Source organism: Bradyrhizobium sp. BRP19 (assembly GCF_020194195.1).
Taxonomy (GTDB): Bacteria; Pseudomonadota; Alphaproteobacteria; order Rhizobiales; family Xanthobacteraceae; genus Bradyrhizobium; species Bradyrhizobium yuanmingense.
Genome location: NZ_JADYVZ010000014.1, coordinates 1 through 14248, shown reverse-complemented (window position 1 = coordinate 14248; position 14248 = coordinate 1). Strand labels below are relative to the sequence as shown.

The following is a 14248-nucleotide window of genomic DNA, read 5'->3' as shown; positions in this document are numbered from 1 at the left end:
GTCATGCCCGGGCTTGTCCCGGGGATCCACGTTCTTCGCGTCGCGCGTCAAGACGTGGATGGCCGGGTCAAGCCCGGCCATAACGAGAACTATTTCTGCCGCCGAAACCGGCTGAACTGAAACGCCTGCGTCGAATGCCACGGCGTGTGGTGCGTCTCGCTGCGCGTCTCGACCAGTTTAAATTCCGGCCCGAGCTCCGCCGCAAGGCTCGCGCTGTCGTGGCGCTGCACCGGCAGGCCGCTGCATTTCTCGGGACCATCGGGTGCAAACGTCGCAATGATGACGTGGCCGCCAGGTCTGACCGCCGACCGCAGGCGCTCCACGTAAGCGACCCTGTCGCGCGGGTCAGTCAGGAAGTGAAACGCTGCGCGATCGTGCCAGACATCGTAGGTCCTGGTCGGACGCCACATCGTGGCATCGGCAACGATCCAGTCGACCGTCGAAGCGGCCGGACCGATGCGCTTCTTCGCCGCCGCGAGCGCATTGGCAGAAAGATCCAGCACGGCGATGTCGCGATAGCCGTCCTGCAACAGCGCATCGACCAGGCGCGATGCGCCGCCGCCGACATCGATGATGGTCGTGTCGCGATCGGAGCCGGCTGCGCGAATCATCGCGAGCGAGATCGCGGGGCTATCCTGATACCAGCTGACCTCGGCCTCGCCCTTGGTGGCGTAGACATGGTCCCAATGGTTGCTTCGGTCAGACGTGGCTCGCCCTCCCGCGTACAGGGGCCGGCGCGAACGAAAGACTATTCGTCCTTCTTCGACATCCGCTCGAGGCGCTCCTGCATTTCCTTCATCTGCTGGCGCAGCTCGTCGATGTTGCTGTCCTTCGGCGCCTCGGCATTCGCATCGGGCTCCGGCTCAGGGCTTGCCGCCGGACGGGGCGCAGCGAACGGCTTGAACATCGAGAAGGTCTGCTGGAACAGCTCCATGTTGCGGCGGACTTGCTCTTCCAACGGAGCAAAAGGAGTGCCGGACAGCGTATTGGCGATCTGCTTGCGGAACTTCTCCTGCTCCTGGGTCAGGGTTGCGATCGACTGCTCCAGATATTTCGGCACCACCATCTGCATGCTGTCGCCATAGAAGCGGATCAGCTGGCGAAGGAAGGTGGTCGGCAACAGGTTCTGGCCGGCCTTGTTCTCCTGCTCGAAGATGATCTGGGCGAGCACGGAGCGGGTGATGTCGTCGCCGGTCTTGGCGTCATAGACCAGGAAGTCTTCGCCGTCCTTGACCATCGCGGCGAGGTCTTCGAGCGTCACATAGGTGCTCGTTCCGGTGTTATAGAGCCGGCGGTTCGCGTATTTCTTGATTGTGGTGGGTTGGTCTGATTTCGCCATGGGCTCTCACTTGCAAACGCGGAGAACGGGAACCTGTCGGGCAATGCCGCAGGGCGGGAAGAGTACGCAACGCAACAAAATAAGCATTTTCAAAGGGCTCACGCTACCGTTTTGTGCGGCACGGTTAATTGCAGAGCAAAATCCTGCTTGCGAAAACGCCAAGAACGCTATTTTGAATGCGCTGCGGTATGAATTCGGTGCCCCGCCGATTGACATGCCTCAACGACGTTAACAGGATGGCTGACGAGACTGGCGTTCGCTTTCCAGCCCGCCTGCCCCCTTCACAAGAACTCAAGCCCCAGGAGATGCCCATGTCAGACGATGTCGTCATCGTCAGCGCCGCCCGCACCCCGGTCGGAAGCTTCAACGGAGCGTTCGCGACCCTACCCGCCCATGACCTTGGCGCCGTCGCCATCAAGGCCGCGCTGGAGCGCGCCGGCATCGAGCCCGGCCGGGTCTCCGAAGTGATCATGGGTCAGATCCTGACCGCCGCCCAAGGCCAGAACCCGGCCCGCCAGGCGTCGATCGGCGCCGGCATTCCGGTGGAGAGCCCGGCTTGGGGCGTCAATCAGCTGTGCGGCTCGGGCCTGCGCACGGTTGCGCTCGGCTACCAGGCGCTGCTCAACGGCGATTCCGAGATCGTGGTCGCCGGCGGGCAGGAATCGATGAGCATGGCCCCGCACGCCCAGCATCTGCGCGGCGGCGTGAAGATGGGCGGCCTGGAGCTGGTCGACACCATGATCAAGGACGGCCTGTGGGATGCCTTCAACGGCTACCACATGGGCAACACCGCCGAGAACGTCGCGCGGCAATGGCAGATCACCCGTGCCCAGCAGGACGAGTTCGCCGTGGCCTCGCAGCAGAAGGCCGAGGCGGCGCAGAAGGCCGGCAAGTTCAACGACGAGATCGTCCCCGTCACCATCAAGACCCGCAAGGGCGACGTCGTCGTCAGCGCCGACGAATATCCGCGCCATGGCGCCACGCTCGACGCGATGGCCAAGCTCAAGCCCGCCTTCGAGAAGGATGGCACGGTGACCGCGGGCTCGGCCTCGGGCATCAACGACGGCGCTGCCGCCGTGGTGCTGATGACCGCCAAGCAGGCCGCCAAGGAAGGCAAGAAGCCGCTGGCGCGGATCGTGTCCTGGGCGCAGGCCGGCGTCGATCCGAAGATCATGGGCTCGGGCCCGATCCCGGCCTCGCGCGCCGCGCTGAAGAAGGCCGGCTGGAGCGTCGGCGATCTCGATTTGATCGAGGCCAACGAAGCCTTCGCGGCACAGGCCTGCGCGGTCAACAAGGACCTCGGCTGGGATACCTCCAAGGTCAACGTCAACGGCGGTGCGATCGCGATCGGCCATCCGGTCGGCGCGTCCGGCGCACGCGTGCTGGTGACGCTGCTGCACGAAATGCAGAAGCGCGATTCGAAGAAGGGCTTGGCCACGCTGTGCATCGGCGGCGGCATGGGCATCGCCATGTGTGTGGCGCGCGACTGATCTTACGCGCAGCTGACGGGTGCGCCGCACACGTCAGCGCGTGCGTTGCACGCGACTAAAAAGGCAGCGGTTGCAAATCAAATATTCTTCGCAACCCGACAAGCCTCGACTAAAGAAAAACGCCCGGCTCGATGCCGGGCGTTTTGTTCTTGATGTCCGTCAAACCAACCGCATAATCCGTAGCTAAAAAGCGATCACGTCAGAAAAGTCCGAAGCGTCCAAGGAAGAGGGAAGGAATACGACATGGCACGTGTTGCATTGGTGACGGGTGGTACGCGGGGCATCGGTGCTGCGATCAGCAAGGCGCTGAAGGCCGCCGGCTACAAGGTTGCGGCGAGCTATGCCGGCAACGACGCTGCCGCGGAGAAATTCAAGGCCGAGACCGGCATCGCCGTCTACAAGTGGGACGTCAGCAGTTTCGAGGCCTGCGCCGAGGGCGTGAAGAAGGTCGAGGCCGAGGTCGGTCCGGTCGACGTGCTGGTCAACAATGCCGGCATCACCAGGGACGGTGCCTTCCACAAGATGACGCTTGAGCAGTGGAACGCCGTCATCAACACCAATCTGGGCTCGCTGTTCAACATGACGCGCCAGGTGATCGAAGGCATGCGCGGGCGCAAGTTCGGTCGCATCATCAACATTTCCTCGATCAACGGCCAGAAGGGGCAGTTCGGACAGGTCAACTACTCCGCAGCGAAAGCCGGCGAGATCGGTTTCACCAAGGCCCTGGCGCTGGAGAACGCCAAGGGCGGCATCACCGTGAATGCGATCTGTCCCGGCTACATCAATACCGAGATGGTGCAGGCAGTGCCGAAGGACGTGCTGGAGAAGGCGATCCTGCCGCTGATTCCGATCGGCCGTCTCGGCGAGCCCGAAGAGATCGCGCGTGCCGTCGTGTTCCTCGCCGCGGATGAGGCCGGCGCCATCACCGGCTCGACGCTGTCGGTCAACGGCGGCCAGTACATGGTGTGATGCGATCGCATCACGCAGGCTGATATTGTCCACATCGTCATGCCCGGGCTTGTCCCGGGCATCCACGGCCTTACAACAGCCGTCGCCACGGAAGAACGTGGATGGCCGGGACAAGCCCCGCCATGACGGAAACATTGGGCCAATGACTCCCCGCACTGCCACGCTGATCGGTCTGACCGCGATCCTGATGTGGTCGCTGCTGTCGGTGATGACGGTGGCGACCGGAAAGATCCCGGCGTTTCAGCTCGCTGCGATGACCTTCGCGATCGGCGGTGTCGTCGGCCTGCTCACCTGGATCGGGCGGAGCGAGGCGGCGAGAAGCTTGCGGCAACCGCTCGCCGTCTGGATCGTCGGCGTCGGCGGCCTGTTTGGCTATCACGCGCTGTATTTCCTCGCGCTGCGCTTCGCCCCGCTGGCCGAAGCCGGCCTTCTGAATTACCTGTGGCCGCTCTTGATCGTGCTGTTCTCGTCCTTCCTGCCAGGCGAGCGGCTGGCGGCGCACCACATCATCGGCGCCGTGCTCGGCCTCGTCGGCACGGTGCTGCTGTTCGCCGGCAACACCAGCGGTTTTGCGCCTGGAGCTGTGCCGGGTCTCATCGCGGCCTTCATCGCGGCGTTCGTCTGGGCGACCTATTCGGTGCTGTCGCGCCGGTTGAAAGCGGTGCCGACCGATGCGGTCGCGGGCTTCTGTCTTGCCACGGCAATATTGGCCGCGCTGATGCATGGCCTGCTTGAAGCCACGGTCTGGCCGGAGACCACGGTGCAATGGCTCTCGGTCATCGCACTCGGCATCGGCCCGGTCGGTGCCGCGTTCTACGCCTGGGACATCGGCATGAAGCGCGGCGACATCCGTGTGCTCGGCGCCGCCTCCTACGCGACGCCATTGCTCTCGACGGGATTCCTCATCGCTGCCGGTTTCGCCAAGGCCAGCGCCAACATCGCCCTTGCTGCGATCCTCATTGCCGGGGGCGGCCTGATCGCGGCCAAGGACATGGTGCTGCGGAAGCGATGATTGGAGCGGAGCTACGGCTCCCAGCCGGACGGCGCGAGCTCGAAGCCTGCGAACTCGAATGCGGGCGCCACGGTGCAGCCGACCAGCGTCCACTCGCCGGTGGTTTCCGCCATCTGCCAGGCCAGCGCAGGCACGATCGCCTGCGGCCGCTCACCGCCGCCGAGGTCGGCGCCGAGCCGCACCTCGTGCTGCGAGCAGCCGTCATGGGCGATGCGCAGCGTCAAGGGGCTGCCGGCGTAATAGTGCCACGTCTCCACCGCATCGACGCGATGCCAGTGCGAACGCTCGCCGCGCGCGAGCAGGAAGTAGATCAGCGTCGAGCGCGAACGCCCGTTGGCGTCCGTGCTCTGGTCGCGAAACGTCTCGCGATAATGTCCGCCTTCCGGATGCGGGCGGAGCTCGAGGCGTGCGATGATCTCGGCTGCGGTCGGCATCGATCCTCGTCGGGATGTGTGCTTCAGGACTTTTGCGTCAGGATTTATTCTTGCGCTCGCGCAGTTCGCCGAACACCGCAGCGGGATCCGCGCCCTTCATATGCAGCTTGGCCGCGACCGCCGGCTCATCGGCGCGCAGGAACACGTTGGCGCGCTTCTCCTCGCCGAGCAGCGAGGGAATGGTCGGCTTGTTCTCGGCGCGCAGCTTTGTCACCTCCGCGGCGCGCGCCTGCAGCGCCGCGTTGTCCGGCTCGATGGTGAGCGCGAACTTGACGTTGGACGCGGTGTATTCGTGGCCGCAATAGAGCTTGAAGTCGTCGGGCAGGGCGCGCAGCTTCAGCAGGGAATCCCACATCATCGGATAGGTGCCCTCGAACACGCGGCCGCAGCCGATCGAGAACAGCGTGTCGGCGGCGAACACCGTCTTCTCATTGTCGAACACGTAGGAGATGTGGTCGAGCGTGTGGCCGGGCGTCTCCACGACACGCGCCAGCAGATTGCCGATCTTGACCACGTCGGCATTGGCGACGCGTTGGTCGACGTTGGCGATTTTCGTGGTCTTGTCGTGCGGCGCGACGACGCGGCAATTGTATTTCTGCTTGAGCTCGGCGACCCCGCCGACATGATCGCCATGATGATGGGTGATCAGGATGTCGGTGAGCTGCCAGCCCTCGCGCTCCAGGGCCTTGAGGATCGGGCCGGCCTCCGGCGCGTCGATCGAGGCCGTCGCTTTGGTTTCCACATCGTGGATCAGATAACCGAAATTGTCGTTTAAACAGTTGAAAGTACGAATTTCGGCGGCCATGTCATCTCCATCGCGCTCAGCCCCGCCAGACAAATATGGCGTTAACGTTGCGCAGGCAATGCAATATTCCGCGCGCAGCGGCGCCCTCGCGCATGTTACATTGCGGTCATGACCATCGACGTCGTCGACCTTCGCGAGTTCTACTCCCGCCGCCTCGGCATCGTGGCGCGGCAAATGATCAATCGCGGCATCAGGGAGCGCTGGCCCAGCGCCGAGGGCCAGCGCGTGCTCGGCGTCGGCTATCCCACACCCTATCTGGGATTGTTCCGCGAGGACGCCGAGCGCTGCCTCGCCTTCATGCCGGCGGCGCAGGGTGTCCTGAAATGGCCGACGGGACGGCCCGCGCTGGCGTCGCTGGTGGATGAGTTCTCGCTGCCGCTTCCCGACGCCGCGGTCGACCGCATTCTCCTGGTGCACGCGCTGGAGATGTCGGACGATCCGGCCGCGTTGCTGCGCGAGGTGTGGCGCGTGCTGTCGCCCTCCGGGCGCGTCATCGCCGTGATCCCGAACCGGCGTGGGGTGTGGACCCGCACCGACAGCACGCCGTTCGGCCATGGCCGGCCCTATTCGCGCTCGCAGATCACCGAGCTGTTGCGCCAGACCTGGTTCACGCCGACCGCCTGGGGCGAGGCGCTGTTCATGCCGCCTTACGCCGGCGGCTGGGTGTTGAAATCGGCCCAGATGTGGGAACGTGCCGGTGCCGCGCTGTCACTGCCCTTTGCCGGCGTCCACATCGTGGAGGCGACCAAGCAGGTCTACCGCGCGATCCCCGCCAAGCGCGAGCGGGCGCGGCTGATTCCCTCGCTCGCCAAGCCCGTGCTGGTGCCATCCTCGACGACGGTGACGCGCAGTTAGCTTCACCTCTCCCTTCCGGAGAGGTGGGTCTGTGTCCGGCCAACGCACAGCGTCAAAAGCAAATCGTCCCGGCGAGGCCGGGACGATTCGAGTCGGAAAGTCAGAAGAGCTTACTCGCCGGGGGCGACTTCGTCGCTGGAAGCAACCGGAGCGGCTTCACGCTCCGGGCGCGGGCCATGCGGCCGGCGCCGCCGACGCGGATAGCGCTCGCCGCCACCGCCGCCCTCGAAGCCGCCCTGATTGCCGTTCACCTGCGGCTGCGCGCCGGTGATGAAGGAGGGTAGGCGGTCGACGCCGCCATCGGCGATGACAGGCTGCGGCTGGTTGGCGGGTTGCGGCTGATATTGCGGCTGCGGACGGTGATCGCGTTCGCGGTGCTCGCGCGGCTGCTGATTGTCGCGCTGATAGGGCGGCTGGTTGTCGCGCGGCTGGTGATCACGCTGGTGATGATCGCGTTGGCCGTCGCGGTCGCGCATGAAGGGCTGCGGCTGGGGCTGCGGGACGAAGCCGGGCTCCTGGCCGAAGGCCGAGAAATTCTCACCGTCGTCCTCGCCCTCGTCGCTGCTGGCGATGGGCTCATCGCCGCGCGGCTGCTGGTTCTGACGGAACTGCTCCTGAGCCGCCGCGATCAGGCGGAAATAATGCTCGGCGTGCTGGTAGTAGTTCTCGGCTGCAACGGGATCGCCGGAGGAGCGCGCGTCACGTGCAAGCTGGAGATACTTTTCGGCGATGTGCGAAGCAGTGCCGCGAATCTTGATGTCGGGTCCGTTGGATTCGTAGACCCGGGTCATCGGGTTCTGGCCGCGCCGGTTGTTGTTGTTATTGTTGTTGCGGTTGCGCATCCGCTGCTTGTTCTGACCGTTTCTCATGTCCTGCCTTTAATTCCAGCCCTAAAGGTTGCACGCATTACTGATTGCTAGGAGTGACCTGGTGACAGTGGCTCACATGTCTTGCGCGCACCGCGCAAAAGCGGATCCAACCCTGCCGATGTTCGTCGACCGTCGCGTTCAACAAAGACGCGTTCCCCACCCGCCAGCATCTATTGCCAGCGAACCCATTCATTTCGCCTGCCGAAACAAGCCCAGCTTTCTTGCGTAAGTGTTCAAGCGCAATATCAGGCTTTCGTTCACTTGCGGTCGGAGAGAGCAGCGCAGCTCCACGGGCCATCGCGCTCAACAGGACCTGCGGCTTGGAACCTTCAATCAGTAAAGCTCTCGCCCGAGAGCCCGGCTTTCGCCCGTAGGTCTACGGGGCCGGCACCGATGTGTTGACCGGAACGTAGTCGTTCCCACGGGATATTCCAAGTGGTTTTTGCAGGCCAATCCGGCTTTTATGGGGGCATTTTTCGGGCCGAAACGGCCCGCGGAATGCCCGCCAAGTCGGCCTTGGGTGACCTGTCCAGCGATAACGCGGCGGCCCTCATCAAGGTTTCAATATTTTGGGCCTGGCCCTGTCCGGCCTCGACGACCAGGGCGCCGCCGGGGGCGAGCCGCTCGCTCGCCTGCGGGATCAGGGCGCGATAGGCGTCGTATCCGTCATTGCCGCCGTCGAGCGCCAGATGAGGGTCGTGCTCGCGCACCTCGATGCTCAATTTCGGAATTTCAGCCGAGGGAATATAGGGCGGATTCGACACGATGAGGTCGAACGGGCCACCGAGCGCCGCGGCGTAGGAGCAGGCGACGAAGGCGGCGCGGTCGGCGAGTCCCAGCGCCGCGGCATTGTCCCTGGCGGTCATGAGCGCGTTCTGGCTGAGATCGGTGCCGACGCCGAACGCATCCGGAACTTCGTGCAGCAGCGCGAGCAGGATCGCGCCCGATCCGGTGCCGATGTCGGCGATCCGCGGCGGGTCAGATGCCTGCCGCTCCCGGAGAATCTCGAGCGCAAGCTCGACCACGGTCTCGGTATCGGGGCGCGGCACCAGGGTTGCTTCCGACAGGCGGAACGGCAAGCCCCAGAATTCGCGCGTCCCGAGAATGCGCGACACCGGCTCGCCGGCGATGCGGCGCTGTGCATGTTGCGTGAGCCGCGATGCTTCGGCCGCGGTCAGGAGACGGGCCGCCTGCGTGACCAGGCCGGTGAGGTCGAGGCCGAGTGCCGCACTGATCAGGATGCGCGCGTCGAGCTCGGCTTCGTCGAGCCGTGCCGATCTCAGTTGCGCAGCCAGCGCCCGCCGCGCGCTCTCGATGGATTGTCCGGTGAAGGGGTTGCTCACGCCTCAGGCCGCCGCGCCTTGCGCAGCGAGCTGTGCGGCCTGGTGCTCCGTCGTCAGTGCGTCGATCAGTTCGCCGAGCGCTTCACCCGCGATCACCTGCGGCAGCTTGTAGAGCGTGAGGTTGATGCGATGATCGGTGACGCGTCCTTGCGGAAAATTGTAGGTGCGGATGCGCTCGGAGCGGTCGCCGGAGCCGACCTTCTCCTTGCGCTCGGCCGAGCGCGCCGCCTCGACGCGTTGCCGCTCGGCGTCATAGATGCGCGAGCGCAGGATGTTCATGGCGGAGGCGCGATTCTTGTGCTGCGAGCGGCTGTCCTGCATCATCACCACGATGCCGGTCGGGATGTGGGTGATGCGGATCGCCGATTCCGTCTTGTTGACGTGCTGGCCACCGGCGCCCCCTGCGCGCATGGTTTCGATGCGCAGGTCGTCGTTCTTGATGTCCACGTCGACGTCCTCGACCTCGGGCAGCACGGCGACCGTCGCGGCGGAGGTGTGGATGCGCCCCTGCGTCTCGGTGTCGGGCACGCGCTGCACGCGGTGAACGCCGGATTCGAATTTCAGCTTGGAGAATGCGCCGCGGCCCTGGATCTCGGCGATGATTTCCTTGTAGCCGCCGACGGTGCCTTCACTGGCGGAGATCACCTCGACCTTCCAGCCCTGCAAGCTGGCGAAGCGCTCGTACATCCGGAACAGGTCGCCGGCGAACAGCGAAGCCTCGTCGCCGCCGGTGCCGGCGCGGATTTCCAGCATGACGTTGCGGTCGTCCATGGCGTCCTTGGGCAGGAGCGCGACGCGGATCTTCTGGACCAGTTCCTCGATTTTCGGCGCGAGCTCGTCGCGTTCGGCTTCCGCCATGCCGCGCATCTCGGCATCGGTGGCGGCATCGGCGATCAACGCGTCGGTGTCGGCGAGCTCCTTGACGGCGGCGCGATAGGACTTCACCGCCTCGATCAGGGGCGTGAGCTCGGCGAGCTCGCGCGTGATCTGCACGTAACGCTCGGAGGCGAGCTGTCCGAGCGATTCGGCCTCGAGCGAAGCGTGATGCGCGAGCAGGACGTCCAGTTTGGCTTCGGGAAGTGACGACATCGGTTCTGTCTCAAAGTGCGGAAGGAGGCGAGGGCGGCGGGAAGCTGGCGACAGGCCCGCTACAACGCAAGGCCCTCGGCCTCGGCAAATTCCGTCAGCTTCTGCCGGATCGAGACGCTGCCCGCAGGCGCATCCAGCAGAGGGCCCAGCATCGCTTCGGCCTTCTTGGCGTCGAGGTCGAGCACCATCGCCTTGACCGGGCCGAGCGCGGTCGCCGAGAGCGAGAGCGAGCGGTAGCCCAGCGCAATCAGCGCCAGTGCGCCGATCGGCTTGGAGGCCATCTCGCCGCACAGCGAGAGCGACTTCTGCGCCGCGTGCGCCTTGCGCGCGATGTCACGCAAGGCGCGCATGATCGGCGCCGACATGGTGTCGAAGCGCTCGGAGACCTTGGCGTTGCCGCGGTCGACCGCGAACAGGAACTGGAACAGATCGTTGGAGCCGACCGAGATGAAATCGACCTTCTTCAATAGCTCGTCGAGCTGGTAGAGCAGGGCGGGCACCTCGACCATGGTGCCGATGTCGATTCGTTCAGGCAGCGTGTGGCCGTGCTGGCGGAGGTATGTGAGCTCGCGCTCGACCAGCGCCTTGGCCGAGTCGAATTCGGCGACCTCCGAGATCATCGGGAACATGATGCGCAGCGCGCGGCCGCCGCCGGCGCGCAGCAGCGCGCGGATTTGGCCGCGCAACAGGCCGGGACGATCGAGCCCGAGCCGGATCGCGCGCCAGCCGAGCGCGGGGTTTTCCTCGATCACCGCTTCCATATAGGGCAGCGCCTTGTCGCCGCCGATATCGAGCGTGCGGAAGGTGACGGGCTTAGGTCCGGCGGCATCGAGCACGGTGCGATAGAGCGCGAGCTGGTCGCTGGTGCGCGGCAGGCTCTGACCGACCATGAATTGCAGCTCGGTGCGGAACAGGCCGATGCCGGCACTGCCGGTGTCCTCGATATGCGGCAGGTCGATCGCAAGACCTGCGTTGATCATCAGCTCGACCTTCTGGCCGTCCCTGGTGACGCAGGGCCGGTCGCGCAGCGCCAGGTACTGCGCCTGGCGGCGGGCGCGGAAGCGCACGCGCTCGGCGAAGGCCGCCTCGATCTCCTGCGACGGGCGCACATAGATCGAGCCCGAGGTGCCGTCGACGATGATGGCGTCGCCGGGATCGGCGATTCCAGGCGCGTTCGGCACCTCGCCGACCGCAGGGATGCCCAGCGCCCGCGCCACGATCGAGACGTGCGAGTTCGCGGTGCCTTCCTCCAGCACGATGCCGCGCAGGCGCTTGCGGTCGTAGTCGAGCAGCGCCGCCGGGCCCATCGCGCGGGCGATGACGATGGCGTTGTCGGGCAGCTGCTCGCGCGAGGGCGCATGATCCTGGCCGACCAGCTGCCGCATCAGGCGGTAGCCGAGGTCTTCCAGATCGTGCAGCCGGTCGCGCAAATAGGGGTCGGTCGAGCGCAGCATGCGCGCGCGGGTGTCCGACTGGACGCGCTCGACCGCAGCTTCCGCGGTGAGGCCGGTCGCGACCGCCTCGTGCAGCTTGTGCGACCAGCCCTGGTCGTTGGCGAACATGCGATAGGCTTCAAGCACCTCACGGTGCTCGCCGCCTTCGGCGACGTCGCCGCGCTCCAGCATGCGGTCGAGATCGGCACGCAGCTTGGCGAGCGCAGTATCGAGCCGCTTGATCTCCTTCGGCAGGTCTTCGGCGATGTAGTCCTTGATGACGACGCGCGGCTCGTGCAGCACGACATGGCCGAGCGCGATGCCCTCCGACAGGATGGCACCGACTTTCTGCGCCGAATGGCGCGCCGCCGGCTCCTGGCCCGGCTGCGCCAGCGCGGAGAGTTCGCCGGAGGCGATCAGCTCGGCCAGCACCATCGCGGTGGTCTGGAGCGCCTCGAGCTCCTCCTCGACATAATTGCGCTTGGCGCGATTCTGCACCACCAGCACGCCGAGCGTGTTGCCGGCGCGCAGGATCGGCACGCCGAGGAACGAATGGTAGATTTCTTCGCCGGTCTCGGGCCGGAACGAGAACGCCGGGTGGCTCTGCGCGTCGCTCAAATTGAGCGGCGTCGCCTCGCTGGCGACGAGGCCGACCAGGCCCTCATGGGCGCTGAGCACGGTGTGGTGCACCGCCTCGCGGTTGAGACCTTCGGTGGCGTAGAGCTCGAGCGTATTGTCGATGCGCAGCACATAGACCGAGCACACCTCGGCCACCATGTTGGCGGCGATCAGCACCACGATCTTGTCCAGCCGCTCCTGGGCCGAGACCTGCTCCGCCATGGTCTCGCGGAGCCGTCTCAACAAGACGCGGGGACCTCCCGACGCGCTCCGCATGAACCGTCAATCTCCTCCATCGGCCGGGCCCGGCGATATCGGCCGGCGGCTGGACCAAAATTCCAGAAAAACAATCAAATTGTTTGTCCGGCGCAGGCACAAGCCCAAATCCACGGGAGATTGAGTGCTCGTACCGAATCAGCGCCGCCTGAACTGGGACACAGTCTGCGGCAGCCCACCCTGTCCGCCGTATAGCGAATTGAGGCTTGTTTTGCCAAGCAAAACGCCTGCCAAACGCGCAGGTGTGTACACCTTCGCGTTTGCTGCGACCGCTAAGAGAAAATTAGCCTTTTGGCACTGTCCGGAAAAGTGCGAAGCGGTTTTCCGGAAAGACCGTCAGGTCTGATCGAGACCGTAGAGCGTATGCAAGGTGCGCACCGCAAGCTCGGTATAGGCGGTATCGATCAAGACCGAAAATTTGATCTCGGAGGTTGTAATGGCCCGAATGTTGATGTTCCGCCCGGCGAGCGCCGAGAACGCCTGGGCGGCGACGCCGGCATGGCTGCGCATGCCGCTGCCGATCACCGAGATCTTGGCGACATCGGTGGCGGTATCGAGCCGCGCATAGCCGATCTTGGCCTTGGCTGCGGTAATCGTATCCTTGGCGCGGGTGAAGTCGGCGGCCGGCACGGTGAAGGTGAGGTCGGTGGTCTTGCCGTCCTCGGACACATTCTGCACGATCATGTCGACGTTGATATTGGCATCAGCCAGCGGGCCGAAGATCGAGGCCGCAACGCCGGGCTTGTCCTCGATCTGGCGCACCGAGATCTGAGCCTCGTCCTTGGAGAAGGCGATACCGGTGACGACGTGGCTTTCCATGATCTCCTCCTCGCTGCAGATCAGCGTGCCGGGCGGCTGGTTGGCATGCGGGTCGATATCCTCGGGCTTATCGAAGCTCGAGCGGACGAAGATCGGCATGTTGTGGACCATGCCGAGTTCCACCGAGCGGACCTGGAGCACCTTGGCGCCCTGCGAGGCCAGTTCCAGCATGTCTTCGAATGCGATCTTGTCGAGCCTCTTGGCCTTCGGCACGATTCGCGGGTCGGTGGTGTAGACGCCGTCGACGTCGGTGTAGATGTCGCAGCGGTCGGCCTTGACGGCGGCGGCGATCGCCACGGCCGAGGTGTCGGAGCCGCCACGGCCGAGCGTGGTGATGCGACCCGTCTCGGGGTTGATGCCCTGGAAGCCGGCGATGACCGCGACCTCCTTTCGGTCCTTGAAGCGCTTGATGATCTCGCTGCCGTCGATGTCCTCGATCCGGGCCGAGGCATGGGCGTCGCTGGTCTTGATCGGGATCTGCCAGCCCTGCCACGAGCGGGCTTGGATGCCCATGCCCTGGAGCACGATGGCAAGAAGGCCGGACGTCACCTGTTCGCCCGAGGCGACCACGGCGTCATATTCGCGCGCGTCGTGCATCGGCGAGGCCTCGGTGCACCAGGCGACCAGCTCGTTGGTCTTGCCGGCCATCGCCGAGACGACCACGGCCACTTCGTGGCCGGCATCGACCTCACGCTTCACATGGCGTGCGACGTTGCGGATACGTTCGATGTTGGCGACGGACGTGCCGCCGAATTTCATCACGAGGCGGCTCATGACGACGCGTGCATTCCTTCATAAGGATCAGTATGGTGGCCCGCACTGGACGGGTGCCTCGGGGACACCGACCGCGCGTATACAGAGCGGCGGGGCCGGGGGCAAGCGGGTTCCTGCGGGGGC

At 65.2% G+C, this 14248-nt stretch carries 13 protein-coding genes; 4 read left to right on the top strand and 9 right to left on the bottom strand.

All coding sequences use genetic code 11. The annotated features are described in order from the left end of the window. Nucleotides 1-89: 89 nt before the first annotated feature. Together I6F36_RS30010 and phaR are read right to left on the bottom strand one after the other, a co-directional pair. Complete coding sequence (locus I6F36_RS30010) at nucleotides 90-611, bottom strand: trans-aconitate 2-methyltransferase (RefSeq protein ID WP_225145421.1); 522 nt, start codon at nucleotides 609-611, stop codon at nucleotides 90-92. A gap of 137 nt (nucleotides 612-748) precedes the next feature. Then, the gene (phaR, locus tag I6F36_RS30005) at nucleotides 749-1339 is read right to left on the bottom strand and encodes a polyhydroxyalkanoate synthesis repressor PhaR (protein WP_036014750.1); all 591 of its coding nucleotides are present in this window, start codon (nucleotides 1337-1339) and stop codon (nucleotides 749-751) included. Between the two features lie 311 nt (nucleotides 1340-1650). Between phaR and I6F36_RS30000 the strand changes: the two genes are divergently transcribed. The 3 genes from I6F36_RS30000 to I6F36_RS29990 all read left to right on the top strand — a co-directional run bounded on the left by I6F36_RS30000 (nucleotide 1651) and on the right by I6F36_RS29990 (nucleotide 4810). Next, entirely contained in the window at nucleotides 1651-2829 is a 1179-nt protein-coding gene (locus I6F36_RS30000) for an acetyl-CoA C-acetyltransferase (protein WP_036026194.1), read from the top strand. 243 nt (nucleotides 2830-3072) lie between these two features. Beyond that, nucleotides 3073-3798, top strand: coding sequence for an acetoacetyl-CoA reductase (phbB, locus tag I6F36_RS29995; RefSeq protein ID WP_225145419.1), 726 nt, complete (start codon nucleotides 3073-3075; stop codon nucleotides 3796-3798). Between the two features lie 142 nt (nucleotides 3799-3940). Further along, entirely contained in the window at nucleotides 3941-4810 is an 870-nt protein-coding gene (locus I6F36_RS29990) for a DMT family transporter (RefSeq protein ID WP_225172730.1), read from the top strand. A gap of 11 nt (nucleotides 4811-4821) precedes the next feature. Here the strand turns inward: I6F36_RS29990 and I6F36_RS29985 are convergent, their stop codons facing one another. Both I6F36_RS29985 and gloB read right to left on the bottom strand, forming a co-directional pair. Beyond that, on the bottom strand, nucleotides 4822-5244 hold the full coding sequence (locus I6F36_RS29985) for a cupin domain-containing protein (RefSeq protein WP_057030161.1): 423 nt from the start codon (nucleotides 5242-5244) through the stop codon (nucleotides 4822-4824). Between the two features lie 37 nt (nucleotides 5245-5281). After that, entirely contained in the window at nucleotides 5282-6049 is a 768-nt protein-coding gene (gene gloB / locus I6F36_RS29980; protein ID WP_036042630.1) for a hydroxyacylglutathione hydrolase, read from the bottom strand. Nucleotides 6050-6157: 108 nt separating this feature from the next. Here gloB and I6F36_RS29975 point away from each other — a divergent pair, with 108 nt between their 5' ends. Next, nucleotides 6158-6904, top strand: a complete 747-nt coding sequence (locus I6F36_RS29975) for a methyltransferase domain-containing protein (protein ID WP_036014737.1) — start codon at nucleotides 6158-6160, stop codon at nucleotides 6902-6904. 110 nt (nucleotides 6905-7014) lie between these two features. On the opposite strand, the gene I6F36_RS29970 is transcribed toward I6F36_RS29975, so the two are convergent. The 5 genes from I6F36_RS29970 to I6F36_RS29950 form a co-directional block, all read right to left on the bottom strand. Further along, complete coding sequence (locus I6F36_RS29970; RefSeq protein ID WP_036042629.1) at nucleotides 7015-7773, bottom strand: DUF4167 domain-containing protein; 759 nt, start codon at nucleotides 7771-7773, stop codon at nucleotides 7015-7017. Between the two features lie 461 nt (nucleotides 7774-8234). Beyond that, nucleotides 8235-9116 carry a peptide chain release factor N(5)-glutamine methyltransferase gene (gene prmC / locus I6F36_RS29965; protein ID WP_225172729.1) on the bottom strand — a complete coding sequence of 294 codons (882 nt, stop codon included), beginning with the start codon at nucleotides 9114-9116 and terminating at the stop codon, nucleotides 8235-8237. Nucleotides 9117-9119: 3 nt separating this feature from the next. Continuing rightward, complete coding sequence (gene prfA, locus I6F36_RS29960; protein WP_225113766.1) at nucleotides 9120-10205, bottom strand: peptide chain release factor 1; 1086 nt, start codon at nucleotides 10203-10205, stop codon at nucleotides 9120-9122. 59 nt (nucleotides 10206-10264) lie between these two features. Beyond that, complete coding sequence (gene ptsP / locus I6F36_RS29955) at nucleotides 10265-12532, bottom strand: phosphoenolpyruvate--protein phosphotransferase (RefSeq protein ID WP_036014720.1); 2268 nt, start codon at nucleotides 12530-12532, stop codon at nucleotides 10265-10267. 336 nt (nucleotides 12533-12868) lie between these two features. Next, a complete protein-coding gene (locus I6F36_RS29950) occupies nucleotides 12869-14125 on the bottom strand; it encodes an aspartate kinase (RefSeq protein ID WP_036014718.1) in 1257 nt (418 codons plus the stop codon). Nucleotides 14126-14248 lie beyond the last annotated feature (123 nt).

Coding starts and splice junctions, on each gene's coding strand:
- phaR (WP_036014750.1), bottom strand. CDS start 1,339: ATGGCGAAATCAGACCAACCCACCACAATCAAGAAATACGCGAACCGC.
- I6F36_RS29950 (WP_036014718.1), bottom strand. CDS start 14,125: ATGAGCCGCCTCGTGATGAAATTCGGCGGCACGTCCGTCGCCAACATC.
- prfA (WP_225113766.1), bottom strand. CDS start 10,205: ATGTCGTCACTTCCCGAAGCCAAACTGGACGTCCTGCTCGCGCATCAC.
- I6F36_RS30010 (WP_225145421.1), bottom strand. CDS start 611: ATGATTCGCGCAGCCGGCTCCGATCGCGACACGACCATCATCGATGTC.
- I6F36_RS29985 (WP_057030161.1), bottom strand. CDS start 5,244: ATGCCGACCGCAGCCGAGATCATCGCACGCCTCGAGCTCCGCCCGCAT.
- gloB (WP_036042630.1), bottom strand. CDS start 6,049: ATGGCCGCCGAAATTCGTACTTTCAACTGTTTAAACGACAATTTCGGT.
- ptsP (WP_036014720.1), bottom strand. CDS start 12,532: ATGCGGAGCGCGTCGGGAGGTCCCCGCGTCTTGTTGAGACGGCTCCGC.
- I6F36_RS30000 (WP_036026194.1), top strand. CDS start 1,651: ATGTCAGACGATGTCGTCATCGTCAGCGCCGCCCGCACCCCGGTCGGA.
- I6F36_RS29975 (WP_036014737.1), top strand. CDS start 6,158: ATGACCATCGACGTCGTCGACCTTCGCGAGTTCTACTCCCGCCGCCTC.
- phbB (WP_225145419.1), top strand. CDS start 3,073: ATGGCACGTGTTGCATTGGTGACGGGTGGTACGCGGGGCATCGGTGCT.
- I6F36_RS29970 (WP_036042629.1), bottom strand. CDS start 7,773: ATGAGAAACGGTCAGAACAAGCAGCGGATGCGCAACCGCAACAACAAT.
- I6F36_RS29990 (WP_225172730.1), top strand. CDS start 3,941: ATGACTCCCCGCACTGCCACGCTGATCGGTCTGACCGCGATCCTGATG.